Consider the following 23,875-nt stretch of genomic DNA (forward strand, 5'->3'; position numbering starts at 1 on the left):
TCGTCTCCTGATTGTCGTGTCGATGATTGTTGTCGTGCTTTATGCCTGTGCGGCGCCCGCTTCCGGAATGGGCCGCGCGACCGCATAGGACGGATCACGCGTCTGGCGCACCAGCGCCGGAATGATCTCCGCGTATGCCGCGAGCGTGCTGGTATACGGCGTGGGCATATCGGCTTTCACCACGTCGTGCAGTTTCGGCAGCGCATGAAACGGCACCATCGGAAACATATGATGTTCGACGTGATAATTCATGTTCCAGTAAAGAAACCGAAAGAGCGGATTCATCTTCACCGTACGGCAATTGCGCCGATGATCGAGCACGTTCTCGGGCAGGCCCGCGTGTTGTGTTAGCCCGAAATACAGATAGAGCCACGCGCCATACAGGCTCGGCAGACCGATGTAAAGCAACGGCAAGATCGAGCGAAAGCCAATGCACGCAGCCAGCACGAGCGCGTAAATACCCAGTGAAATGCGCGCCTCGCGCGTCGCCTTTTTCCATTCCGATGCGGGAATAAAGGTCTCTTCTTCCGCGCCGATCCGCCCGAACGCTGCGCTGATCATGCGCGGCAATTCGTGCGCCACGTGTTTGATCGCGAAGATATTGAGCGCGAGCGCGAACCAATCGGTGGGACGTTGCGCGCCGATTTCCGGATCGCGCCCGACCACAAGCGTATCCGTATGGTGGCGCGCGTGGCTCCAGCGCCAGACCGTGGCGCGGCGGAAAACCTGAAACGAAGCGACCTGATACAGCGCGTCGTTCATCCAGCGCGTTTTGAAAGCCGTGCCGTGTCCCGCTTCATGCCAGCGCGAATCCGCGGGACTGCAATAGAGCGTGCCGTAAAGCAGAAAAGCCGGAATCGCCCAGAGCGAATGCAGATACCACGCGTAGCCCGCCACGGCAGCACTCGCGATGATCGATAGATACCAGAGCACGGTGTCGCGAATCGCACGACCGTCGCTGCGCTGCATCAATTGCTTCATCGTGGCGCGCGGCACGGGGCATTTGTACCAGTCCGCGTTGACGAGACCGGCGGCCTGCGCGCGCTCGCCCGCACCGCCAATCAAGCGATACGCCTCGCGCGCCGGATGCGCGGCCGTCTCCATGGTTTTTTCCGCAGTTTGCCTGTGCGCCACCTGTGCCACCTTGTCCGGTATGGCGCCGTGTCGTATGCGCGGCGCTCATGTGACGAACATAGGTGAGCGCGCGACGCGACTCAATGCGAAGATTGACGAAATTTCGTCTTTCTTCTAGCGTAGCCGGAGCGATCGCGCAATCAGCGTGCACCGCAGCATGACAAAAGACGACAACGAGGAGACGCAACGTGCCGAAGGCAACGCCATCGCCGTCACCAACGCCATCGCACTGGCGTAAGCGCACCGCGCGCTTCGTCGAAATCGCGGAGCTTGCGGGCGTCAGCACGACGACCGTCGACCGCGTGCTCAACGAACGTGGCAGCGTCTCGGCGCAGGCGCGCGAGCGCGTCGTGGCCGCCGCGAAACAGCTTGGCGTGCCGCGCCTGATGCCCGACACGCATCACGGCCTCGTGCATATCGACGTGCTGCTGCCGGACAGCGATCTCCCCTTCTTCCATCGCTTGCGCCAGGCCTTGCAGCGCGCAATGCAGATGCTCGACCGTCGCGTGGTCGTGCATCGCACGCTGTTGAGCGCCGCCGACGAAGCGCGTCTGACTGAATCGATCGGCCACGCCCGTCACCGCCGCGCCGCGCTCATCGTTACCGCGCGAGACACGCCCGACGTGCGCGCCGCACTGGCCGCCGCGATCGCGCGCGGCGAAACCGTCGTAACGATGGTCACCGACATCGGCGGTATCGAGCGACAGCATTTCGCGGGCATCGACAATCGGCGCGCAGGCCGCACGGCAGGCTATTTTCTCGGCCGCCTCGCGAAACCGGGTCGCGTGCTGTTGTTGCCGGCCCGACTCGACTATCGCGCACACACCGACCGCATTGAAGGCTGCCGCGAGCAGATCGCGGAACGCTATCCGCAGTTCGTCTGCGAAGTCTCGCCCAACGAATCGCAAGACGCCGACGACCGCTGCTATCGCGCCGTGAACGCCGCGCTGCGGCACGGTCCACTCGCGGGCATCTACAACACCGGTTATGGATCGGCGGGTATCGAAGCCGCACTGCGCAAAGCGGGACTCGCGGGCGACGTGGTGTGGATCGGCCACGAAATGCTCGACATTCATCGGCAATACATCGACGCCGGCATCATGGATATCGCCATTGATCAGGACCCGGACGGTCAGGTGATCGCCGCGCTCCAGCATGCGCTGCACGCGAGCGGCATCGTTGCCGACTCACCTGGCACGGAGCCGGTCGAATTTCGCGTATTTTGCCCGGCAAACGTGAGGCGCAGTCCGTACCTCGTTGCGTAGGCATGGATCGACGCTTTCCGATTCATCCGCTGATTCGTTTGCATTCGTCTGTCGAACCAGGCACCGAACCTGCTGAGATGATCCCGCGTCTTGCATTGTTGGACGCATGCAAGTCGGCGGGCATCGCCCGAGCCGGCGTGTGTCTTGAAGGCCGCCGTTGACCGGCGGCCGTTTTTTGCCAGGCGCAAATGAAAGTATTGGAAAGTTATCGTAATGAATCATGTGAATCTTTCACGATGAAAAGTAGACGACATAAAGCCGACATACATCCGACTCAATTGGTTTGCTATCCTGATCAATCGTGAAGATATTCACAGTCATTGCGACGGCAAATCGTAATGAAAATCGATATCAAAAAACGTACTCGCGCACGTGCTGTAACGATTCGTCAAATATAAGTGACGAGAATCTCCGTCGCACGACGTTGCCTTAAGCATGCCTTCAGCTAGTAGCTCGTACGATCGCGGGATCTCGAATGCGGCGCGTTGAATGGCGCATGTTTTACCGCAATCGAAATGAATGGTTCCGCATGGAATTTGAAACCCACACATGTCCGTCGTGGCATGGACCGCTGGAGTCGCACACGTGAAATTCTGGACGATTCGCCAGTGGCAAGCACATATTCTGGTTGCTGCTCTCGCTGCACTCGCAATTCAAGGCATGGTCTTTATTGGCGTACTGATTCTGGGCGCGCCGATCGAACGCTTCGACAATCCCACCTTTCATCTGGCTGCCGCGGTATCGATCGTTTTGATCGCACTGCTCGTGCGCACAATGGCGCACGCGGCGTTTCGTCACGCGGCGAGCCGCGGCTTTCTGCGTGATGCCAGCCACGCGCCGGGAATGGAGTGGATGTCACACGATTGCCCTCATCGTGTGCTGGTCAGCCTGCATTGCCTGCTTTGCGAGCCGAAACTCGACGATGCACACGGCGCATTCGCCGGCCGTCACGATGCGCCCCATTATTCAGACCCGAAGTTCTGACTTCGCTGCGTCACCATCTTCACCGACACTATGTCCGGGCATAGACCCGTGCAGGGCGACACTCAACCTATGAAAACGCTGTTCTGGCTGGCTCCGTCGAATAAGAGATTCGACGGCGGCGCGCGCTCGCTCACCTCGGTGCGCGCAGCATGATGCGTACGCCTCGTACACACGACGACCATTCGCTCAAGGCGCTGACCATTGCGTGCGTCGGTCTTTCTCTGCTGGCGATGATCGCCATCGACAAAGCCACCACGCATACTGTCGCGCATTTCCTGGCGTGCCTCGCGACACTGGCCTTTTCCATGCTCGCGGCGATCGGCATCGCTTATACCTTGTTCGCCGCGTGGAACGTGGACCGCTTTTTCCAGCGCAACGCGGCAGTGCCGGCACATTTTCCCGGCGTCACACTGATCAAGCCGCTGCACGGTACGGAGTGGCAACTCGAGGATCACCTTGCGAGCTTTTTCGATCAGGATTATCCGGGGCCGGTGCAGCACGTATTCGGCGTACACGACGCCAACGACGAAGCCCTGAACGTGGTGAATGCGCTGCGCGCGCGCTTTCCCGAAGCGGATATTGCGGTAGTCGTCGATTCGCGTCTTTATGGCCCCAATCGCAAGGTCGCGAATCTCGTCAACATGCTCGATCATGTGCGCCACGACGTGCTGTGTTTCGCCGATAGCGACGTGAGCGTCGATCGCGGTTATCTGCGCGCAATCGCGGGCGAACTCGAGCAGCCGGGCGTGGGCATCGTCACCTGCGCCTATCGCGGCATTCCTGCGCCCGGTTTCTGGACGCGCGGTTCGGTCGCCGCCACCAATTACCATTTCCTGCCCGGCGTGGTGACGGGACTGGCTATTGGCCGCGCACGCCCGTGCTTTGGCCAGACGATCGCCATGACGCGCGCCACGCTCGACGCCATCGGCGGACTCGCGCAGTTCTCGCATCATCTCGCCGAAGACCACGCGCTTGGCGAAGCCGCGCGCCGCATCGGCACGACCGTCGCGGTGCCCTCGCATCTTGTTCGTCACGCCTGCACCGAGGCCACGTTTTCCGCGCTGTTCACACATGAATTGCGCTGGAGCCGCACCATCCGCGCCGCTGATCGACTCGGCCATCTCGGCGCGTGCCTGATGCATCCAATGCCCTACGCGTTGCTGGCGCTGCTCGCGTCGAGCGGCACACTGGCTTCGTCGGGCGTGCTGCTGCTCGCCCTCGCGGCACGCCAACTGCTGCGCTGGCGCATCGACCGCGCGACGGCGCAATCCTCCAAAGGCTGGTGGCTGCTGCCGATGTGGGATATCGTGCAATTCACGGTGTATCTCAGCAGTTTTCTTTCCTCGCATGTCATGTGGCGGGGACGCCGCTTTCGCGTGAACAGCGCGGGCATGCTGACGCTTTCCTCCGATGAATGAGCCATTGGCCGCATCGAAAACGCGTGAACTTCCTTATACAAGCTGGACCAGAATGAATATGAAGCACGTCGGTCGCGTCGCCGCGCTATGCGGTTTGCTCTTCGCGATCTGGCTCGTTTGGCGAGACAATCCCGCAACCATCGTCGAATTGATGCGCAAGGCCGGCTTCGGTCTCGTGCTCGCGGCGCTCGTTCACGTGCTGCCCATGCTCGCGAATGCGTGGGACTGGCGTCTGCTGATCCGGCGCGCGCAGCGCCCTACGCTCGCGTTCATGCTTAGGCTCGTCTGGATACGCGAATCGGTGAACGGACTGCTGCCGGTTGCCCGCATCGGCGGCGAACTGGTGTCGTTCCGCCTGCTCGGCCGCCAGGGCGTGCGCCCTGCCGCCATCGTCGCGAGTCTCGTCACCGATATACAGCTCACGCTCATCAGCCAGGTGATTTTCGCGCTGCTGGCCATCGCGTATCTACTGGCGCAAACGAGCAGCATGGGCGCACGCGTGGCCGCGCATTTCGCGCTGGGCATTGCGCTCTTCATGCCGATCCTGTTGCTGTTCGCGCTCGTGCAACACGCGCGTCCGTTCGAGCGTGCGGCGAATCTCGTCAATCGCGTAACGGGTGGTAAGGTCTATGGACTGATGGGTAATTCGCGGCGTATCGACGATTCGATTAAATCGGTCTGGCGCCAGACGTCCGTGGTGATGCAATACCTCGTGATCTGGCAAACGCTGCAATGCCTCGGCCTCGCGCTTGAAATCTGGATTGCGTTGCACGCATTGGGTGTGAATGCAACGTTCGCACAGGCCTTCGTATTCGAAGCGCTCATTCAGCTTGCCAGCAGCATTGCGTTTCTCGTGCCCGGCAGTCTGGGCGTACAGGAAGGCAGTTTCGTGCTGATCGGCTCGGTGCTCGGCATCGACGCACCCACCTGCCTCGCGCTCGCGGGCGCGCGCCGCCTGCGCGATCTGCTGTTTTATCTGCCCGGACTTGTTGCCTGGCAGATCGAGGAGAACGCACCCAAGGCAGCCGCTCTCGCGAATACAACCACTACGGTGGATCGCGCCGAGACGGAGAATGTAAGCCAGACTGCACCCGACCGGCTGGATTCGCGATAATACGCAGCGTTCGATTCTCCGCTTCGTTGGCAGGACCCTTATGCGTATTCAGATCGCCTCCGATCTGCACCTCGACGCGCTCGACGCGCGCTTTGCCGAGGCGCCCCCTTTTCCGCCCACTCCCGGCGCCGACGTGCTGGTGCTCGCGGGCGATATTCATCGGGGCACCCAAGCCCTCGACGCCTTCGCGAACTGGCCCGTGCCGGTCGTCTACGTCTGCGGCAATCATGAAGCCTATGGCGGCGCATGGCCCGACGTGACCGCGGCGCTGCACGCGCGAGCCGAAGGCACGCACGTGCATTTTCTGGAACGCAGCGCGACCGTGATCGGCAACGTGCGTTTTCTGGGCTGTTGCCTGTGGACCGATTACGCGCTGTATGGCAATCGCGCGCGCGACATGCAATATGCGCTCGACACCAATTCGGATCACAGCGCGATCACGCTCGACGGCCGCGTGCCGTTCAGCCCCGAAGACGCCTTGCTCGAACATCAGCGCTCGGTTTCGTGGCTCGTACGCGAACTCGCTGCACCGTTCAAGGGCAAAACGATCGTGGTCACGCATCACGGTATTTCGCCTGATTCGATTCACGACCGCTTTGCCACGCATCCCGACAATCCCGCCTTTCTCAGCGACCTGCGTTATTTGCTGCCCTACGCGAATCTCTGGATTCACGGCCATGTGCACGATTCGTTCGACTATCGTGCGAATGGCGCGCGCGTCGTGACAAATCCGCGCGGTTACCCGCTCAATGCCGGCGAGGCGCAACGCGCCGACGAACTGGTCTGGGAAAACCGCGCCTTCGATCCGCTGCGCACCATCGAGGTCTGATCCGCCTCGCCACATGACGATTTTGTAATCCGACGGTCACCCTGCGGCAAAGCCCCCGACGTCAGACTGCGGACTTCTGCCCGCTTTGCGCGCGCGTTGCTCTGCACACCGCGCCCGCTCACCGTCAAACAGGTTCGTCATGTGGATTGTCCGGCTCGCCCTGCGCCGCCCTTATACGTTCGCCGTTCTCGCGATTCTCATCTTGATCGCGGGACCGCTCGCGATTCTTCGCACCCCCACCGATATCTTTCCGAACATCGATATTCCGGTGGTCAGCATCGTCTGGTCGTATAACGGCTTTTCGGCGCAGGACATGGCGCAGCGCATTACGTCGAATTACGAACGCGCGCTGACGTCCGACGTCGACGATATCGAACACATCGAATCGCAATCGCTGAATGGCGTGTCGGTCATCAAGGTGTTCTTTCATCCGGGCGCGGATATCAATCGCGCCATCGCGCAGGCGGCGAGCAATTCCGCGTCGATATTGCGCGTGCTGCCGCCCGGCACACTGCCGCCGAATATCATCACCTACAACGCCTCGACGGTGCCGATCCTGCAATTGGGCCTGTCGAGCGCGACCCTCGCGGAACAACAGCTTTACGACCTCGGCAACAGCTTTATTCGCACGCAGCTCGCGACCGTGCAAGGCGCGTCGGTGCCGCTGCCGTTCGGCGGCAAGGTGCGCCAGATCATGGTCGATCTCGATCCGCACGCCTTGCAGGCCAAAGGTCTCGCGCCGCTCGACGTGGTGAATGCGATCAACGCGCAGAACCTGATCCTGCCGGGCGGCACCGCGAAAATCGGCGCGCGCGAATACAACGTGCAGATGAACGGCAGCACCGACACGATCGCCGCGCTCAACAACCTGCCGGTGAAGACGGTGAACGGCAGTGTGATTTACGTGCGCGACGTCGCTCACGTGCGCGACGGTTACGCGCCGCAAACCAATATCGTGCGCAGCGACGGCAAGCGCGCGGCGCTGCTCACGATCGAAAAGACCGGCAATACGTCGACGCTGACGATCATCGACCAGGTGCGCGCGCTGCTGCCGCATATCGCGGCGGGCCTGCCGAAAGCGTTGAAGATCACGCCGCTCGGCGACCAGTCGGTCTTCGTGAAGGCCGCGATTGGCGGCGTGGTCCGCGAAGCGCTGATCGCCGCCGCGCTCACCGCGCTCATGATCCTGCTGTTTCTCGGCAGCTGGCGTGCGACGCTGATCATTGCCGTCTCGATTCCGCTTGCGGTGCTCACGTCGATACTCGCACTCTCCGCGCTCGGCCAGACCATCAACATCATGACGCTCGGCGGCCTCGCGCTCGCCGTGGGCATACTCGTGGACGACGCCACCGTCGCCATCGAAAACATCACACATCACCTCGAAAACGGCGAACTGCTTTACGACGCCATTCTTAATGGCTCGGGCGAAATTGCGGTGCCGACCTTCGTTTCCACGCTGTCGATCTGCATCGTCTTCGCGCCGATGTTTCTGCTCACCGGCGTCGCGCATTATCTGTTCGTGCCGATGGCGGAAGCGGTGATCTTCGCGATGTGCGCATCGTATTTCTTTTCGCGCACGGTTGTGCCGACGCTTGCGCTTTATTTGCTGAAAGAACGCACGACTGGGAATAAAACCAGCAAAACGCGTGCAAACGCTTTCGTTGCGAAAGTTACGCGCTTTCAGGCCGCATTCGAAGCGCGCTTCGAAGCGTTGCGTCTGCGTTATCGCGCGACGCTCGCCGGCGCCATCGCGCAACGACGCCGCTTCGTGCCGATTTTTCTCGGCTGCTGTTTTGCTTCGCTCGCACTGCTCGCCTTCACGGGCCGCGACTTTTTCCCGAGCGTGGATACCGGCGAGATCCGTTTGCATCTGCGCGCGCCCACAGGCACGCGTATCGAGCAAACCGCGCGTCTCACCGACGAAGTGGAAGCACGCATTCGCAGCGTGATTCCCCCCGCGGAACAAGGCGCGATACTCGACAATATCGGCGTGCCGGTCAGCGGCATCAATCTCACGTATGACTCGTCGGACCCAATCGGCACCGAAGACGCCGATGTGATGGTGTCGCTCAAACCGGACCACCGGCCGACCGCGCAGTATGTTGCACAACTGCGTAACGAACTCGCGAAAGCATTTCCCGGCGTGAGCTTCGCATTCCTGCCCGCCGATATCGTCAGCCAGATTCTCAACTTCGGCTTGCCCGCGCCGATCGATATTCAAATCGTCGGCAACAAGCTCGCGGCCAATCGCGTCGTCGCAAACGATCTGCTCGCGAAACTGCGTGGCGTGCGCGGCCTCGTCGATGCGCGGCTGCAACAACCGGGCGACGAACCCGCGATCAATATCGACGTGGATCGCACCAAGGCGATGCAATCGGGGCTGCTGCAACGCGACGTCGCGCAGAACCTGCTGATCGCGCTCTCGGGCAGTTCGCAAACCACACCGAATCTCTGGCTCGACCCGAAGAACGGCGTGAGTTATCCGCTGATGGTGATGATGCCGCAGTACGACGTGAATTCGCTGCAGGCGCTCGCGAATCTGCCGCTGACCGGTTCGGCAACGAGTGACACCGCTGGCCCGCAAAATGCCGCGAATGGCGCGCCGCACGTGCAGAATCTGCTCGGCTCGCTCGGCACGTTTACGCGCGGCACGCAACAAGCCGTCGTATCGCATTACAACGTACAGCCTGTGCTCGATATCTTTGGATCAGTGCAAGGCCGCGACCTGGGTAGCGTGGCGAACGACGTCGCCGCCATCGTGAAGAGCGAGGAAGCGAAACTGCCGCCGGGTTCGTCCATCGTGATTCGCGGCCAGGTGCAGGCCATGCACGAGGCATTCTCCGGACTGCTGAGCGGTCTCGTGTTCGCGGTTGCGCTCGTCTATCTGCTGATGGTCGTGAACTTCCAGTCGTGGCTCGATCCGCTCATTATCCTGAGCGGCCTGCCCGCCTCGCTCGCGGGCATTGCGTGGATGCTGTTCGCCACCGACACCACGATCAGCGTGCCCGCGCTCACCGGCACGATTCTCTGCATCGGCATCGCCACCGCGAACAGCATTCTCGTGATCACCGCCGCGCGCGAGCGGCTCGCCGAAGGCCTGGCGCCTGCGGAAGCCGCCGAACAGGCCGGGTTCACGCGCTTTCGTCCCGTCATGATGACGGCGCTCGCGATGCTGATCGGCATGTTGCCGATGGCGCTCGGACTCGGCGACGGGGGCGAACAGAATGCACCGCTCGGCCGCGCCGTGATCGGCGGTCTCGCGTGCGGCACGCTCTCCACGCTGATGTTCGTGCCGGTGGTGTTCAGCATCGTCCACGGCTGGCTCGCACGGCGCAAAGCACACGCTCAGGCGCGCGAGGCGAAAGCGGCCCAGGAAGCCGCCGCGCTCGATGCGCAATCCGCCGAAGCCGACCAATAACGCCGCGCCTGGCCGCTTCAATCGACACTCCTTATTTCTCGCTCGATTCACGATCATGAACGACATCGACAACTCACAAGAACGCGGCGGCAGCACCAAGCGCCGCTCGCGCTCCTTTGCATTGCCCTTGCTCGCCGCGCTCGCGCTCGCGTTGCTCGCAGCGGGCGTCGTGCCGCGCCTGCGTGCGAACCAGGCGCTCGCCGCGCAAACGTCCGCGCAAAACACGCTCACCGTTTCGGTCGTGCAACCGCAGCACGCGCCGGCAAGCGAAGACCTCGTGCTGCCAGGCGCGGCCACGCCTTATTCGGATGCTTCGATTTACGCACGCACGAGCGGCTATATCGCGCACTGGTACACCGACATCGGCACGCACGTGAAGGCGGGCCAGGTGCTCACCGATATCGCCGCGCCCGATCTCGACGCGCAATTGCGTGCGGCCCGCGCCGACGAAACCTCGGCGCAGGCCGCGTATGCCTATGCGAAAACCACCGCCGCGCGCTGGCAAACGATGCTGCAAAGCCAGTCGGTCGCGCAGCAGGACGCCGACGCCAAAACCAGCGACATGCAGACGAAACAGGCCGCGCTTGCCGCCGCGCAAGCAAACGTCGCGCGCCTGACGCAACTCGTTTCGTATGAAAAAGTCACCGCGCCGTTCGACGGCGTGATTACGTCGCGCGACGTGGACGTGGGCGCGCTCGTCACCGCGGGCGGCACGCCGGGCACGCCCAACGCCGCCAACGAGTTGTTCCATCTGTCGCAAACGCAGACGCTGCGTGTTTTCGTGGACGTGCCGCAGGACGACGCGGCGAGCATCACGCCCGCGACGCAGGCGTGGCTCACGACGCAGCAATATCCGGGGCGTCGTTTCAATGCGCGCGTGGCGCGCACGGCAGGCGCGCTCGATCCCACCAGCCGCACCTTGCGCGTGGAAATCGACGTCGATAATGCCGACGGCGCGCTGTTGCCGGGCGGCTATGTGCAGGCGCATCTCGCGCTCACGACGGCCACGCCCGCGCTGGAGATTCCCGTGAGCGCACTGTTGTTCCGCCCCGATGGCGTGTCCGTCGCCATCGTCGATGCGAGCGGCAAGGTGCAGATCAAGCTCGTGCATCTGGGCCGCGATTTCGGCACGCATGTGGAGATCACGTCGGGTCTCGCGGATAGCGATCGCGTGATCGACAATCCCGGCGACAGCATCACGAATGGGCAAGCGGTCAGCATCGCCACGACCACGCATGACGCGGGAGCGAAGCAATCATGAGCATTTGCACGCTGCCCAAACGCGCGCTCGCTGCGACGGTGATCGCCACGCTTGCCGCGTGCTCGACAGTCGCGCCGTATCAGGCGCCCAAGGTCGAAATTCCCACGCATTTCGCGGGCGCGTCCGACGCTTCGGCGCAGCAGTCCGCGTGGCAAGTCGCCACGCCCGCCGATGCCACGCCGCGCGGCGCGTGGTGGACCGTCTTCAACGATTCGGAATTGAATACGCTTGAAGCGCGCATCGACGTGTCGAATCAAAGTGTGCGCAAGGCGCTCGCCAATCTGAATCAGGCACGCGCGCTAACCGATTATCAACGCGCGGGGTTTCTGCCGACCATTACCGCGGGCGTCGCGCAGGACCGCTATCGCACGTCGGCGAATAAAGAAGGTTCATCGCTTGCGGGCAAGACGATTCCCGATTACGCCGTGGGCGTTTCCGCGACGTGGGAGCCCGACGTATTCGGCCGCATTCGCGACGAGGTCACTAACGCCAGCGCGAATGCACAGGCGAGCGCCGCCGATCTTGAATCCGTACGGCTGGCGATGAGCGCGCAACTCGCCGTCGACTATTTCGATTTGCGTACGCTCGACGCGCAAAAGCAATTGCTCGATGCGAGCGTACAGGCTTATGCCGACGCGCTGCGTATCGTGCAGAACCAGCAGCGCAATGGTGCGATCGACGCTTCGGCAGTAGCGCAGGCGCAAACGCAGCTCGACAGCACGCGCACGCAGGCCCGCGATATCGACGTCAATCGGACGCAACTCGAACACGCGATCGCCACGTTGATTGGCGAGCCGGCGTCGATATTTTCGCTGCCTGCCGCACACACGTCATTCACGTTGCCGACAATTCCGCCGGGGCTGCCTGCGCAATTGATCGAGCGACGTCCCGATATCGCTGCCGCCGAACGTCGCGTTGCAGCCGCCAATGCGCAGATCGGCGCGGCGCACGCGGCGTTCTTTCCGAACCTCGTGCTGAGCGCGACGGCGGGACTCGAAAGCTCGTTCTTCGCGCCCTGGCTCAGCGCGCCGAGCCTGTTCTGGTCGATCGGCCCGCAACTCGTCGGCACGTTGTTCGACGGCGGCAAGCGTACGGCCACCTTGCACGGCGCGACCGCGCAATACGACGGCACGGTGGCCGATTATCGGCAAACGGTGCTCGTGGCGTTCGAACAGGTGGAGAACAATCTTTCCGCACTGCAGACACTCGCCGACGAATCGGTTACGCAGCAGCGCGCCGCCCAAGCCGCGCAGCAGGCGCTGCAACTCACGACGAATCGCTTCAATGCGGGCGCGGTCAGTTATCTCGACGTGGTCACTTCGCAGACCATTGCGCTCACGAACGAGCGCGATGCCGTAGTGATCGAAGGACGAAGAATGGATGCCAGCGTGCGATTGATTCAGGCGCTAGGCGGCACGTGGAGCGACATGCATTGAAACGCGCGGACGCATTTCACGCCGCATCGTCCACAAAGCGGAGAATGAAACGGGTGCTGCGTGCGTCGCTTTCCGCGCGCACGCTGCCGCCGTGCAGTTCCATCACGGTGCGCACAATCGCGAGCCCGAGACCCGCCGATGCGCCCGAGCCCATCGCATCGGGCGCGCTGGTGCGCGACGGATCGGCGCGATAGAAACGCTCGAAAATACGTTCGAGATGTTCGGGGGCAATTGGCGTGCCGGGATTGTCGACGACGACATCGAGCGCATGCGCAGACGGCGTCGCTGTCAACACGATCGTGCCGCCCGCCGGCGTATAGCGCAGCGCATTCGCAATCAGATTGTTCAGCGCACGACGAAACAATTCGACGTCGACATTCACGGTGCCGCCGCCATCGACGCGAATCGCCAGCCCCGCCTCTTCCGCAAGCCCTTCGAAATAGCCTGCGATGCGTTCGAGTTCGTCGTGCACGTTCACGGCGCGACGACGCGTTTCAAAGCGAGGATGCTCCGCGCGCGCCAGAAAAATGACGTTCTCGATCATGCGCGACAGTCGCTCGCATTCCTCGAGATTCGACGCGAGCACCGTTTGATACTCCTCTTCGGGACGCGGACGCGCGAGCGCGATTTCCGTCGCGCCGCGAATATTGCTCAACGGCGTACGCATGTCGTGCGCGAGATCGGCGGTGAATTGCGAAAGCCGCTGAAAACCCGCGTGCAAACGTTCGAGCATCGCGTTCAGCGAGGCCACCAGCGTCGCCAGTTCGCCCGGCACGTGCTTCACGCGAATAGGTTGATCGAGCCGATACGCGGTGACTTCGCGCGCCTGCTCGGCAATCTGGCGCAAGGGCCGCAGCGCGAGACGAATCCACGCGTAACTGCCGAGCAGCACGACGAGCGTGCCCACGCTACCCGCGAACGCGAGCGTGTCGCGATACGAATCGAGCAGGCTCAACGGCCCGCGCATGTCGCGCGCGATGGCCACGCGCACGGTCGCGCCATCGCGCAGCGTCACGTCGAAGGCGATGCTGCGCACGGGTACGCCATGCGCGCTGCGCCATTCGCGAATCGCGCTATCGGTAATGCGCGCGTCGGGCGCGAGCACGAGCGCGCCCGCATGTGCGGGCGAGAGATCGACGTCGGCCGACGCGATGGCGTTGGAGAGCGGCGTGGGCGGTTCGTCGAACGTTTCTCCCTCGTCGTGCGCGGCGAGTTGGCGGCCCTGCGCATCGACAATCTGCAGAGCGAGCGCGGGATTGCCGAGCACGGCGCTCGAAAGGCGCTGCGCGTGCGCGAGCGCATCCTGCGGGGAGCCGAGTTCGGTGGCGAGACGGCGCACATGGCGCGCGGCGAGCACGACGTCCTGATCGTCGTGCTTGCGCACCTGCTGCGCGAGCGCGAGATACAGATACCAGCCCACGCAGACGAACACCGCGAGCGTCGTGGCGCTGAACGCCACTGCGAGCGTGACCGCGAGCGAGCGGCGCGGCATCAGTCGGCGTCCTTTTCTTCCATCACGTAGCCCACGCCGCGCACCGTGTGGATCAGCTTGACCGGGTAGCCTTCGTCGACTTTCGCGCGCAGACGGCGAATGGCGACTTCGACCACATTGGTGTCGCTGTCGAAATTCATGTCCCAGACAAACGAGGCAATCTGCGTACGGCTCAGCACTTCGCCCTGGCGGCGTGCGAGCAATTGCAGCAGGGAAAATTCGCGCGGCGTGAGATCAATACGTGTGGTGCCGCGCTTCACGCGGCGGCGAATCACGTCGATTTCCAGATCGGCGATGCGCATGCTTTCCGCTTCGCGCGGCGGACCGCGCCGCGCCAGTGTACGCACGCGCGCGAGCAGTTCGACGAAGGCGAACGGCTTGACGAGGTAATCGTCGCCGCCGAGTTCGAGCCCTTGCACGCGATCGGCCACGTCGTCGCGCGCGGTCAGGAACAGCACCGGGGTGGGCTTGCTGGCGCGCAGGCGCTTGAGCACGGCCCAGCCGTCGAGCACCGGCAGCATCACGTCGAGCACGATCACGTCGTACTCCTCTTCCTGCGCGAGCAGCAGCCCCTGAGCGCCGTCGGTCGCGAGGTCCACGCTGCAGCCCGATTCCTCCAGGCCTTTTTTCACGTAGGCGCCCGTTTTGGGCTCGTCTTCGATAACGAGGACTCGCATGTGTTTTCTCCGGCTGTATCCCGCCTCCCTGATGGCGCGATTCTACCGGGTTCGCGCACGCGTAGCGGTCAAGCGGATAACCGCCCCATTACATTTTCGACATCTTCGCCACGGCCCGTGGCGAAAACGTCGAATGGCGGTGAATAGCAATGAATGGCGCGCTTCAATGGTGTTCGTAAATCGCTTTGACGGATTGCGGCGCGACGGCGCCGCCAGACTGCGAATAGCTCGCGGGCGTCATGCCGTATGCGCTGTCGTTCTGCGTATGCGTCCGGGCGTGGATTGCGGGGTCGGGGAAACGCGTATTGGACGGATGCAAGGTGCCGTCGTGTTCGGCCTGAACGATTTGCGCCTTGACCTCGGCACGCGAGACCGGATCGTGCGACGGGAATGACGATTGCGCAAAAACCACACTCGGCAACATGGCGGCGGCAACGATCATCGAAACAAACAATTTGGCTTTCATGGATTCATCCTCGAATAAGTAAATCGGATTGACTACGGGTGAAGGCGAATCCATTTTGTGTCTCGCTGGCTTAAGCGAACATGAAACGGAATGCAGATAACGAATTGGTAATCCGGGGGTTATGTGCGTGCAATGTCACGCCAATGTCGCTCATTCGATCGCGAGCGCGTAAACCCAACGCCCGATCGGGCTCGCGAAAAAACGCTGCAATCGCGGCCGGATCGCGCGAAATGTCACGATGTGAAATACCTTCAGATCGTAAGAAACGTATAATGCAGGTTGAGAGCCCGCCGATGCGGGCGTTCGGCGTGGCATGCACGAGCTTGCGCGCACCGTGTCGAACGCAGTCTTGATTCAGCAGAGGAAACCCATGAAGCGACTTTTCCTTGCCGCGTTGGCCGGCGTCTGGACGGCGAGCGCGTTCGCGCATACCTGCACCGAGGGTCCGCAAGTGCGGATCGAGGGCGACGCGCCGGGCGCGATCAGTTACGACATCTATAGCCATCTCTACCCGCTCAGCGCGCAGAAGCTCGCGCGGCTCGCGAACGCGCAGCAGGTCACGATGATTCCGGACGGCACCATTGCGTGCACCATCGCGGACGACGGCGTCGACGATCCGCGCGCGGTGCTCATCAACGGCCCGCACGGTCAGATGAGCTACTGGCTTTCGGAAGATTACGTCAAGCCGCTGAGCTGACCGGTACGGCAACGCTTCATGACATCGCCACGCCGCAAGGCCACGGAGCCGATATCGCGCGCCGATCTGGAGGAGCTTTCCGAGTTCCGCTATCGTCTGCGCCGCTTTCTGCGCTATTCCGAAGAGATCGTGCACGCCGAAGGCGTGACGCCGCTGCAATACATGCTGATGCTGCACACCCGCGCCTTTCCAGACCGCGACTGGGCCACCGTGGGCGAACTCGCCGAACGGCTGCAGGCGTCCTCGCATGGCACCGTGGCGCTGGTCACGCGTTGCGAAGCGGCCGGTCTGGTCGAACGCGTGCCGAGCGCGCACGACCGGCGGCAGGTTCAGGTACATCTCACGGCGGAAGGCGAGCGCTGTCTGATGAAGCTGGCCGCCCTGCACAAGTCGGAAGTCCAGGCATTCGGCTGGGCGTTCCGCGACGAGCAGGCCTGATGTCCGCCGCGCCGTTTAAGCGTTCTTTTAAGTTTCCTTTAAGTATCCCGGCTTAAATTGATCGATATGTCACATCGTGATCGTTCATCGCAGCGCACCGGTAATGGGTGCGCCGCCGGGTCGCGTGACATGGTGGTGTCCTCAGCTTGCCGGACTGTACGTCCAGTTGCCACCGGCGCCAACTGGTGGTGGCTTCCCCTGACCCAGCGTGATCGCTGGGTTTTTTTTCGATCATCGGAAACGACGCGCGCGACGGCGCTATCCACACAACAGCAATCAACAACAGGAGAGACGGCACCGTGCGCATTTTCGGGCTGATCGACCGGCGCGCGATGCAGCGCGCCAACCGGCTGTGGCTGCACTACGGCGTGTTCTGGCTGGGCGCGGTGGCCGTGGGCCTCGTCGCCGTGCTGTACGCCAAGCTCATCGACTTCGGCTACGCGCTCTTTCTGCGCTACGCCGCCGAGCACTTCTGGTTGCCGCTGCTGATTGCGCCCGCGATGGGCGCGTTGACGGTCTGGATCACGCGGCGCTTTTTCGACGGCGCGGAAGGCAGCGGCATCCCGCAGGTGATCGCCATGCTGCATGGCCCCGACGCGCTCGGGCCCCGGCTGCTCACGTTGCGCATTCTCGTCGGCAAAATTTTCGTGTCGTTTCTCGCCATTCTCGGCGGCTTCACCATTGGCCGCGAAGGCCCGACCATTCACGTGGGCGCGGCGCTCATGTTCAGCCTGCGGCGTTTCTATCCGCAGCGTTTTCGCGCGATCAGCCACGGCGCGCTCGAACGCCGGCTCGCACTCGCGGGCGCAGCGGCGGGCTTGTCGGCGGCGTTCAATGCGCCGCTCGCGGGCGTGGTGTTCGCCATCGAAGAACTGATGCGCAGTTTCTCGGCACGCACCAGCGGCGTGCTGATCACGGCGATTATCTTCGCGGGTATCGTTTCGCTCGGCCTGCAAGGCAATTACGTGTATTTCGGCACCATCGACATCGGTTCGGGTTTGCCGAAGTGGCTCACGCTGGCCGTCATGCTGATCGGCATAATCGCGGGCGTTCTCGGCGGCTGCTTCTGCTGGCTGCTGCTCAACACGCGGCGCTGGATGCCCGCCCGGCTGCTCGACATGCGCGCGAAACAGCCGGTGCACTTCGGCGCGCTGTGCGGGCTGATCATCGCGGTTGTCGGCGTGATCTCGCACGGTCACGCGTTCGGCAGCGGCTATGCCGAAGCGCGCAGCATGCTGGAAGGCAACGCGCACGTAAGCGCGGCGTATCCGCTGTTCAAGATCGTATCGATGGTGGGCTCGTATCTGCCCGGCGCGCCGGGCGGCCTGTTCGCGCCGTCGCTCGCGATTGGCGCGGGCATCGGCAATACGCTGCATATGGTGTTTTCGCAGATGCAACTGTCGATGCTGATTGCGCTCGGCATGGTCGGTTATCTCGCGGCGGTCACGCAAAGTCCGATCACGGCGTTCGTGATCGTCATCGAAATGATTAACGGGCATGCGCTCGTGCTGTCGCTCATGGCGACAGCACTGATCGCGAGCCGCGTCTCGCGTTTTTTCGCGCCGCCGCTTTACGAAGCGCTTTCGGAACGTTATCTACGCGAGCCCTGACACAGGCGCTCGCGCACAATCGCACGCTATTTACGGGGTTGAAATGAGGCTCGCGGACAATCTGGAACGGCGCCTGCTGGGTACGGCGCGCGTGTTGTGCATCGTGGCGCTCGTCGGCGCGGTGCTGGCGATGATGGCGGTGATCGCCGCCCTATCCGCCTCCGGCAACGCGAACATGAGCGCCGATCCGCCCGTGAGCGCGAGCGCGGTGCTCGCCTCGATTCCGGGCACGGAGGCGGCCAACGACGCCATTTCGAACAACAACGTCAACAGCGCGAACGACGACGAGGCCACGCTCGAGCTTCCCGCCGCCGCCGGGCTGGCGTTGCCCGCGCCGTTGCGCGCCGTGCTCGATCAGCACAATGCAAGTCAGCCGATGCTCGACGCGTGGCTCGACAACGTGCCGCTCGCCGACCGCCAGCAATTCGTCGATGAACTCGGCCAGGTCATCGCGCACGCGACACACCATGCGTCGGCCTGGGAATGGGACGATCGCGACCGCTACGTGGCGACGGCGATGAATCAATACGCGCGCTTCAAGATCGAGCGCATCGCCTCGGCGCAATCGCTGATCGAGGCGGCCCAGGCACGCAGCGCGCAATTCCGCTCGTCGCTGGGCACGCTGCTCGCGTTGGCGGGCTTCCTCACCGTGCTCCTGCTGCTGCTCGCCATCGAGCGCAATACGCGCGCGTTGCGCACGCCGCAAAACGGCTGAACGCGGCGTCATCGGCGGGTCACGCGAGATCGGCACGAAGCGTGTATCCTGCACGCTGCGCCGCTGCAAGGCCACGGCGCAAGTCATGCGTGTCCGTACTCCAACCTCGATCTGGAGCATGCCGATGCATCGCGTATACAACTGGACGGCGGCCGTTGCGCTCGCCGCCGCGCTGAGCGCTTTCGCGCCCTTCGCCGCCGCTCAATCCACGAACACGGCGGAAAACACCAACGCCGTACCGCCGGGCATGCCCGTCACGCCCGCCGGCGACGGCACGTTCCTGCTGACCGTCGTCCTCAAACACGACGAATCCAAACCGCTGCCGAAGATCAATCAGCAACTCGCCGAACAAGGCTTTTACAAGGCCTTTCCGCCGCCGGGCATCGAAGTGGTGTCGTGGTACGTGATGATGGGGCTGGGCCAGGTCGTCACGTTGCGCGTGCCTGCCGCGCGGCTGCGCGAAGTGAATCGCGCCATCGAAGAAACCGCCTGGGGCGGCTATCGCACCGAGTTCTATCCGACCTACGATTACAAGGCGCTCGCCGAACAGGCCCGCGCGCGCAACGGCCATTAACGTCGGCTCATCGACACGCAACGTCCCTCGCCCTTCCATGAATCCGACCTCACTCGATCTTTCGATGTTCCCCCGTTACGCGCTGCTCGAAGGCCCGACGCCCATTCAACATTTATCGCGGCTCAGCACGCAGCTTGGCGGCGCGACTATCTATGTGAAGCGCGACGATCTGAACGGGCTCGGCGGCGGCGGAAACAAGCTGCGCAAACTCGAATTCCTGATGGGCGAAGCGCTCGCGCGTGGCGCGGATACGATCATCACCGTCGGCGCGCGGCAGTCGAATCATGCGCGCTTGACGGCGGCCGCCGCCGCGCGTGCGGGACTGCAATGCGAACTGGTGCTCACGCGCGCGGTGCCTCGATTCGACGCGGAGTACCTTGAAAACGGCAATATTCTGCTCGACGATCTGCTCGCGGCGCACGTGCACGATCTGCCTGCGGGCACCGACGCGCTGCCATTCGCCGAGGCGCGCGCCGATACGCTGCGCTCGCAGGGCCGCAACGTCTATGTGTGTCCGCTCGGAGGATCGAGCCCGGTCGGTTGCCTCGGCTATGCGGAGGGTGCAGCGGAAATCGCCGCGCAATCGCGCGCGAGCGGGATCGCGTTCGATCACATCGTCATGCCCAACGGCAGCGGCGGCATGCACGCGGGCTTCGTGGCGGGCATGAAGGCACTCGGACTGAATCCGCCCAGCGTGACGGCGTTCGCGGTTTACGCCGGCGCGGAGAAAGCGCACGCCGCGACGCTCGACAAGGCGAATCACACCGCGTGCCTCATCGACGCCAGTTTGCGTGTTGAAGCCGGTGATATCGTGATCGACGAATCACAGCTCGGTGACGGCTACGGCCTCCCCACCGATGCCATGCGCGCCGCCGTGCGCCTGCTCGCTTCGACGGAAGGTCTGCTGATCGATCCCGTGTATGGCGGCAAGGCGTTTGCGGGTCTGCTGGAGAACGTGCGGAGCGGCCGCTATGGTGCGCACGAGAACGTACTGTTCGTGATGACGGGCGGCCTGCCCGGTTTGTATGCGTATCGCAGTGCGTTTTAGTTTCAGGTGCCGCTTTAAACGCAACGTCACGCGTCGTCGATAGCGGAAAGCGGCGTGGCCACATGTTCGAGCGATTTTCGTTCGGCGTCCACGCCCCAGATCGCGGCGATCAGCGCCGCGCCCAACATCAGCGCGGAGCCGACGAGATAACCCGTGAACACTTCGCTACGCTGATGCGTATCGATCAGTCGTCCGAAGAATGCTGGTCCGATCATCCCGCCGAGTCCCGTGCCGAAGGCATAGAAAACGGCGATCGCCAGCGCGCGGATTTCGAGCGGAAACGATTCGCTCACGGTCAGATACGCCGAACTCGCCGCCGCCGAAGCGAAGAAGAAAATCACCATCCACGCCACCGTTTGCTGCACGACGGTGAGCCAACCGTGCGCGAACAGATAGCCGCTCGCGCTCAACAGCACACCCGACAGCGCGTAAGTAGCCGCGATCATCTTGCGGCGGCCCAGCACGTCGAACAGTCTGCCGAGCACGAGCGGCCCGAGAAAATTGCCGAGCGCGAACGGCAGCAGATACAGGCCCACGTCGCCGCCAGGCACGCGATAGAACTCGGTGAGCACGAGCGCGTAGGTGAAGAAGATCGCGTTGTAGAAGAAGGCCTGCGCCGTCATCAACGATAAACCCACGAAGGCGCGACGGCGATGACGCACGAAGATCGCGTGCATCACTTCGCTCAACGGCGTGTGACGGCGCGCGCGCAGACGCAGTGACGACGTCGCGTTGTCATTGAGCGTGTGACCGGCTTCGCGAAAGCGCGTTTCGATGCGTTCGACGATCGAGCGTGCTTCGTCGTGCTCGCCATGCGTAAGCAGCCAGCGCGGGCTTTCGGGAATCCAGCGGCGCATCGGCAAAATGATCAGCGCAAGTACCGCGCCGATGAGGAAGCACGCGCGCCAGCCCCAATCCGGCGGTAACCAACGCGGATCGAGCAGCGCGTAAGAGCCCAGCGCGCCGATGCCCGCGCCCACCCAGAAGGTGCCGTTGATGCTCAGATCGGTCCAGCCGCGCACGCGTGCGGGCGTGAATTCCTGAATCGTCGAATTGATGGCCGCATATTCGCCGCCGATGCCCGCGCCGGTCAGCGCGCGAAACACCATGAAGCTCGCGAAGCTCCACGAGCACGCCGTGGCGGCCGTCGCGAGCAGATAGACCGCGAGCGTGATGAAGAACAGCTTGCGTCGTCCGAGCCGGTCGGTGAGCCAGCCGAAGCCGAGCGCGCCCAGCACTGCGCCCGCGATATACGCACTGCCCGCAAGCCCGACTTGCGCGTTGTCGACGTGCAGCACCGGACTCGTCTTCAGCGCGCTCGCTACCGCGCCCGCGAGCGTCACTTCGAGTCCGTCGAGCAACCACGTCACGCCGAGCGCGACCACGATCAGCACGTGAAAACGGCCCCACGGCAGGCGGTCGAGACGCGCCGGAAGATCGGTTTCCACGATCGCGGCTCGCTCGTTTATGTCGGCGCCGATCGTGGATTCGGAAGACTGAGTGGACTGGCGGGTTTCTGTCTCGCTGGGCATGGCCGCGGCTCGCATCGCACGAAAGCGTGCGCAATCGTGACATCGGCAGCAGGTTGCGTACCCGGCCGCGCTGTGTGCGCGTCTAGTTCGCGGCGAGCAGGCGCGAGCGGTTCGCCTCCACGGCATCGACGATTTCCGCAGTCGTGGCCGCCGAAACCGGATAATCGGCAGCCCGCGCCGCCAGTTCGCCCGCCACATGCGCCGTGCGATCGATGATGCGCGCCGCGCTCGCCTCCTTCACGCCGCTCTCTTTCGCGAGTTTCAGCAAATGGGCGCGCGCGGGCGCTCTCGCCTCGCCGCCGATATCCATCTGATGCTGCCCCGCCGGGCCGCGATTGAACGTGATGTCGTACGCGGGCGCGATGCGCCAGTGATCGTTGCGATCGAGCCGGAACGAGAAGTTCTTCGCGTGATCGTCGCGATTATTAAAGAGCACGTTGAATACGCAGCGCGCGTACAACGCCTCGACTTCGCGCACATCGCGCGTCACGAAGCCCGCGAGGCGCAGCAGATTCGTATAGTCGAGCGACGGCAGCCGAAAGTCCACATGCGCCACGCCCGCCGCCGTGTGAACGGGCACGCGCTGACCCTCCTCGCGATCGAAGCGCGCGATGCCGAACGCAGCGCCCTGTGCGCCGAGATCGAAATACGCAGTGGGCGGCATCTCGATTCCGCACGCGCGCACGAGATCCGAATAAAGCATTTCGATCGCGCACACTTCGGGCGCTTCGTTTTGCGCGGGAAACTTCACGAGCCACGGCGTGCCGGGCGCGTCCTCCGAGTTCCACATGCGATTGGCCGCGTGGTCCACGTTGACCAGCACTTTCGGACGCGCGCCATGCGGCGAGCCGCCCATCAACACCAGTTCGCGCAGCACGGATTCGCTCGCGCCGGCCATCGCCTGCTGCACTTCGTCGGCGATGGTGTGGAGATTCACGTCGGCGACTACGATGGGCGCTTCGCTCTCGGGCGCGTAGCTCAGCGCACCCATGCCGCGATGCCCCACCACGGCGAGGCGATCGAGCGGCGAAACCGAATACGGGTCGATGCCGCGCACGCGAAACAGACGGTCCATCAGCAGCATGCCCCAGCCGTCGGGCAGGCTGTCGGCGACAAGGCCGGGCAAGCGTTGCTGATGCTGCGGGAAGTCGCCGAACGCCGCGGTTTGCAGCGGGAGTTTGAAGCGTGAGAGTTCGAGGCCGCGCTCGCGCGCCGCCTGCGTGTATTCGAAGAGGAGATGCTGGCCGTCGTCCGCGAGCACGCCCAGGTCGAACTGCTCGCCCCAGCCTTCGTAGATCACGCGCAGGCGTTTCATTGGCCGGTTCTCCCGGACGACGTTTTGGCGGACGCGCGGCGCGGTGCACGCTGCCGGTTCGCGCTCGCCTGCTCCATCGCGCGAATCGAGCGCAGCTTGAGCTCGAACAGCGCCTCCAGATCGGATGCCCGCCCGAGCGCCTGCGTCACGCGCAGGAAGGTCTCCAGCGTCGCCTGCCCGCTACGCTCGAAATTACGCAGCGCGCGCTCGGACACGCCCGCACGCGCCGCCAGCTCGGCTTGCGTGAGGGACTGCTGAAGCCTCAGGGCGCGCAGCTTCTGAGCCAGTGCGCCCGCGATTTCCTCGACTGTCGCGAGATCGAACAGCATCGCCTGCTCCACGGTCTGTAAAAGGCATAATTATACCGCTTATTACGCAAATAGATCTATAAACGGCGGAAAATTACCGGTTATATGGAAATACGCGCCGCATCTTCGTTAACCGGCATAAAT

At 63.3% G+C, this 23,875-nt stretch carries 21 protein-coding genes; 14 read left to right on the forward strand and 7 right to left on the reverse strand.

What is annotated here, in order from left to right:
• Nucleotides 1-39: 39 nt before the first annotated feature.
• The gene (locus BMY06_RS22570; protein ID WP_080180751.1) at nt 40-1,104 is read right to left on the reverse strand and encodes a fatty acid desaturase family protein; all 1,065 of its coding nucleotides are present in this window, start codon (nt 1,102-1,104) and stop codon (nt 40-42) included.
• Nucleotides 1,105-1,322: 218 nt separating this feature from the next.
• Between BMY06_RS22570 and BMY06_RS22575 the strand changes: the two genes are divergently transcribed.
• The 8 genes from BMY06_RS22575 (at nt 1,323) to BMY06_RS22610 (ending at nt 12,859) form a co-directional block, all read left to right on the forward strand.
• Nucleotides 1,323-2,399 (forward strand): LacI family DNA-binding transcriptional regulator, encoded by a 1,077-nt coding sequence (locus BMY06_RS22575; RefSeq protein WP_065059751.1) that lies wholly within the window; start codon nt 1,323-1,325, stop codon nt 2,397-2,399.
• 585 nt (nt 2,400-2,984) lie between these two features.
• The gene (locus tag BMY06_RS22580) at nt 2,985-3,383 is read left to right on the forward strand and encodes a hypothetical protein (protein WP_124263212.1); all 399 of its coding nucleotides are present in this window, start codon (nt 2,985-2,987) and stop codon (nt 3,381-3,383) included.
• A gap of 230 nt (nt 3,384-3,613) precedes the next feature.
• Nucleotides 3,614-4,801 carry a bacteriohopanetetrol glucosamine biosynthesis glycosyltransferase HpnI gene (hpnI, locus tag BMY06_RS22585; protein ID WP_074985562.1) on the forward strand — a complete coding sequence of 396 codons (1,188 nt, stop codon included), beginning with the start codon at nt 3,614-3,616 and terminating at the stop codon, nt 4,799-4,801.
• A 58-nt stretch (nt 4,802-4,859) separates the two neighbouring features.
• On the forward strand, nt 4,860-5,915 hold the full coding sequence (locus BMY06_RS22590; protein WP_080180772.1) for a lysylphosphatidylglycerol synthase domain-containing protein: 1,056 nt from the start codon (nt 4,860-4,862) through the stop codon (nt 5,913-5,915).
• Between the two features lie 40 nt (nt 5,916-5,955).
• Entirely contained in the window at nt 5,956-6,744 is a 789-nt protein-coding gene (locus tag BMY06_RS22595) for a metallophosphoesterase (RefSeq protein ID WP_074985344.1), read from the forward strand.
• A gap of 139 nt (nt 6,745-6,883) precedes the next feature.
• Entirely contained in the window at nt 6,884-10,162 is a 3,279-nt protein-coding gene (locus BMY06_RS22600; RefSeq protein WP_074985346.1) for an efflux RND transporter permease subunit, read from the forward strand.
• Nucleotides 10,163-10,217: 55 nt separating this feature from the next.
• Nucleotides 10,218-11,423: an efflux RND transporter periplasmic adaptor subunit gene (locus BMY06_RS22605; RefSeq protein WP_080180771.1), complete on the forward strand. Its 1,206-nt coding sequence runs from the start codon at nt 10,218-10,220 to the stop codon at nt 11,421-11,423.
• On the forward strand, nt 11,420-12,859 hold the full coding sequence (locus BMY06_RS22610; protein ID WP_074985350.1) for an efflux transporter outer membrane subunit: 1,440 nt from the start codon (nt 11,420-11,422) through the stop codon (nt 12,857-12,859). Before BMY06_RS22605 ends, BMY06_RS22610 begins: the two co-directional genes overlap by 4 nt.
• 16 nt (nt 12,860-12,875) lie before the next feature.
• On the opposite strand, the gene BMY06_RS22615 is transcribed toward BMY06_RS22610, so the two are convergent.
• The 3 genes from BMY06_RS22615 to BMY06_RS22625 all read right to left on the reverse strand — a co-directional run bounded on the left by BMY06_RS22615 (nt 12,876) and on the right by BMY06_RS22625 (nt 15,548).
• Complete coding sequence (locus BMY06_RS22615) at nt 12,876-14,351, reverse strand: heavy metal sensor histidine kinase (RefSeq protein ID WP_074985352.1); 1,476 nt, start codon at nt 14,349-14,351, stop codon at nt 12,876-12,878.
• Nucleotides 14,351-15,028 (reverse strand): heavy metal response regulator transcription factor, encoded by a 678-nt coding sequence (locus tag BMY06_RS22620; protein WP_065059758.1) that lies wholly within the window; start codon nt 15,026-15,028, stop codon nt 14,351-14,353. The genes BMY06_RS22615 and BMY06_RS22620 overlap by 1 nt, the downstream gene beginning before the upstream one ends.
• Nucleotides 15,029-15,191: 163 nt before the next feature.
• Nucleotides 15,192-15,548, reverse strand: a complete 357-nt coding sequence (locus tag BMY06_RS22625) for a DUF4148 domain-containing protein (RefSeq protein ID WP_080180750.1) — start codon at nt 15,546-15,548, stop codon at nt 15,192-15,194.
• A 316-nt stretch (nt 15,549-15,864) separates the two neighbouring features.
• Here BMY06_RS22625 and BMY06_RS22630 point away from each other — a divergent pair, with 316 nt between their 5' ends.
• The 6 genes from BMY06_RS22630 to BMY06_RS22655 all read left to right on the forward strand — a co-directional run bounded on the left by BMY06_RS22630 (nt 15,865) and on the right by BMY06_RS22655 (nt 20,576).
• Nucleotides 15,865-16,191 carry a hypothetical protein gene (locus BMY06_RS22630; protein WP_065059851.1) on the forward strand — a complete coding sequence of 109 codons (327 nt, stop codon included), beginning with the start codon at nt 15,865-15,867 and terminating at the stop codon, nt 16,189-16,191.
• A gap of 18 nt (nt 16,192-16,209) precedes the next feature.
• A complete protein-coding gene (locus tag BMY06_RS22635) occupies nt 16,210-16,629 on the forward strand; it encodes a MarR family winged helix-turn-helix transcriptional regulator (RefSeq protein WP_074985356.1) in 420 nt (139 codons plus the stop codon).
• Nucleotides 16,630-16,928: 299 nt separating this feature from the next.
• On the forward strand, nt 16,929-18,239 hold the full coding sequence (locus tag BMY06_RS22640; protein WP_074985358.1) for a chloride channel protein: 1,311 nt from the start codon (nt 16,929-16,931) through the stop codon (nt 18,237-18,239).
• A 43-nt stretch (nt 18,240-18,282) separates the two neighbouring features.
• Nucleotides 18,283-18,954 carry a hypothetical protein gene (locus tag BMY06_RS22645; protein ID WP_074985360.1) on the forward strand — a complete coding sequence of 224 codons (672 nt, stop codon included), beginning with the start codon at nt 18,283-18,285 and terminating at the stop codon, nt 18,952-18,954.
• Nucleotides 18,955-19,078: 124 nt separating this feature from the next.
• Complete coding sequence (locus BMY06_RS22650) at nt 19,079-19,528, forward strand: hypothetical protein (protein ID WP_074985564.1); 450 nt, start codon at nt 19,079-19,081, stop codon at nt 19,526-19,528.
• Nucleotides 19,529-19,565: 37 nt separating this feature from the next.
• A complete protein-coding gene (locus BMY06_RS22655; RefSeq protein WP_074985362.1) occupies nt 19,566-20,576 on the forward strand; it encodes a D-cysteine desulfhydrase family protein in 1,011 nt (336 codons plus the stop codon).
• A gap of 26 nt (nt 20,577-20,602) precedes the next feature.
• Here the strand turns inward: BMY06_RS22655 and BMY06_RS22660 are convergent, their stop codons facing one another.
• The 3 genes from BMY06_RS22660 to BMY06_RS22670 form a co-directional block, all read right to left on the reverse strand.
• Nucleotides 20,603-22,108: an MFS transporter gene (locus tag BMY06_RS22660; protein WP_065059764.1), complete on the reverse strand. Its 1,506-nt coding sequence runs from the start codon at nt 22,106-22,108 to the stop codon at nt 20,603-20,605.
• A gap of 82 nt (nt 22,109-22,190) precedes the next feature.
• Nucleotides 22,191-23,423, reverse strand: coding sequence for a type II toxin-antitoxin system HipA family toxin (locus BMY06_RS22665; RefSeq protein WP_074985363.1), 1,233 nt, complete (start codon nt 23,421-23,423; stop codon nt 22,191-22,193).
• The gene (locus BMY06_RS22670; protein WP_065059853.1) at nt 23,420-23,752 is read right to left on the reverse strand and encodes a helix-turn-helix transcriptional regulator; all 333 of its coding nucleotides are present in this window, start codon (nt 23,750-23,752) and stop codon (nt 23,420-23,422) included. Before BMY06_RS22670 ends, BMY06_RS22665 begins: the two co-directional genes overlap by 4 nt.
• Nucleotides 23,753-23,875: the final 123 nt, after the last annotated feature.

Source organism: Paraburkholderia tropica, from assembly GCF_900109265.1.
GTDB lineage: Bacteria > Pseudomonadota > Gammaproteobacteria > Burkholderiales > Burkholderiaceae > Paraburkholderia > Paraburkholderia tropica.

Excerpts from the sequence above, each read along its gene's own strand:
- BMY06_RS22570 (WP_080180751.1), bottom strand. The coding sequence starts at position 1,104 with ATGGAGACGGCCGCGCATCCGGCGCGCGAGGCGTATCGCTTGATTGGC.
- hpnI (WP_074985562.1), top strand. The coding sequence starts at position 3,614 with ATGATCGCCATCGACAAAGCCACCACGCATACTGTCGCGCATTTCCTG.
- BMY06_RS22590 (WP_080180772.1), top strand. The coding sequence starts at position 4,860 with ATGAAGCACGTCGGTCGCGTCGCCGCGCTATGCGGTTTGCTCTTCGCG.
- BMY06_RS22595 (WP_074985344.1), top strand. The coding sequence starts at position 5,956 with ATGCGTATTCAGATCGCCTCCGATCTGCACCTCGACGCGCTCGACGCG.
- BMY06_RS22600 (WP_074985346.1), top strand. The coding sequence starts at position 6,884 with ATGTGGATTGTCCGGCTCGCCCTGCGCCGCCCTTATACGTTCGCCGTT.
- BMY06_RS22605 (WP_080180771.1), top strand. The coding sequence starts at position 10,218 with ATGAACGACATCGACAACTCACAAGAACGCGGCGGCAGCACCAAGCGC.
- BMY06_RS22610 (WP_074985350.1), top strand. The coding sequence starts at position 11,420 with ATGAGCATTTGCACGCTGCCCAAACGCGCGCTCGCTGCGACGGTGATC.
- BMY06_RS22615 (WP_074985352.1), bottom strand. The coding sequence starts at position 14,351 with ATGCCGCGCCGCTCGCTCGCGGTCACGCTCGCAGTGGCGTTCAGCGCC.
- BMY06_RS22620 (WP_065059758.1), bottom strand. The coding sequence starts at position 15,028 with ATGCGAGTCCTCGTTATCGAAGACGAGCCCAAAACGGGCGCCTACGTG.
- BMY06_RS22625 (WP_080180750.1), bottom strand. The coding sequence starts at position 15,548 with ATGGATTCGCCTTCACCCGTAGTCAATCCGATTTACTTATTCGAGGAT.
- BMY06_RS22630 (WP_065059851.1), top strand. The coding sequence starts at position 15,865 with ATGAAGCGACTTTTCCTTGCCGCGTTGGCCGGCGTCTGGACGGCGAGC.
- BMY06_RS22635 (WP_074985356.1), top strand. The coding sequence starts at position 16,210 with ATGACATCGCCACGCCGCAAGGCCACGGAGCCGATATCGCGCGCCGAT.
- BMY06_RS22645 (WP_074985360.1), top strand. The coding sequence starts at position 18,283 with ATGAGGCTCGCGGACAATCTGGAACGGCGCCTGCTGGGTACGGCGCGC.
- BMY06_RS22650 (WP_074985564.1), top strand. The coding sequence starts at position 19,079 with ATGCATCGCGTATACAACTGGACGGCGGCCGTTGCGCTCGCCGCCGCG.
- BMY06_RS22655 (WP_074985362.1), top strand. The coding sequence starts at position 19,566 with ATGAATCCGACCTCACTCGATCTTTCGATGTTCCCCCGTTACGCGCTG.
- BMY06_RS22660 (WP_065059764.1), bottom strand. The coding sequence starts at position 22,108 with ATGCCCAGCGAGACAGAAACCCGCCAGTCCACTCAGTCTTCCGAATCC.
- BMY06_RS22665 (WP_074985363.1), bottom strand. The coding sequence starts at position 23,423 with ATGAAACGCCTGCGCGTGATCTACGAAGGCTGGGGCGAGCAGTTCGAC.
- BMY06_RS22670 (WP_065059853.1), bottom strand. The coding sequence starts at position 23,752 with ATGCTGTTCGATCTCGCGACAGTCGAGGAAATCGCGGGCGCACTGGCT.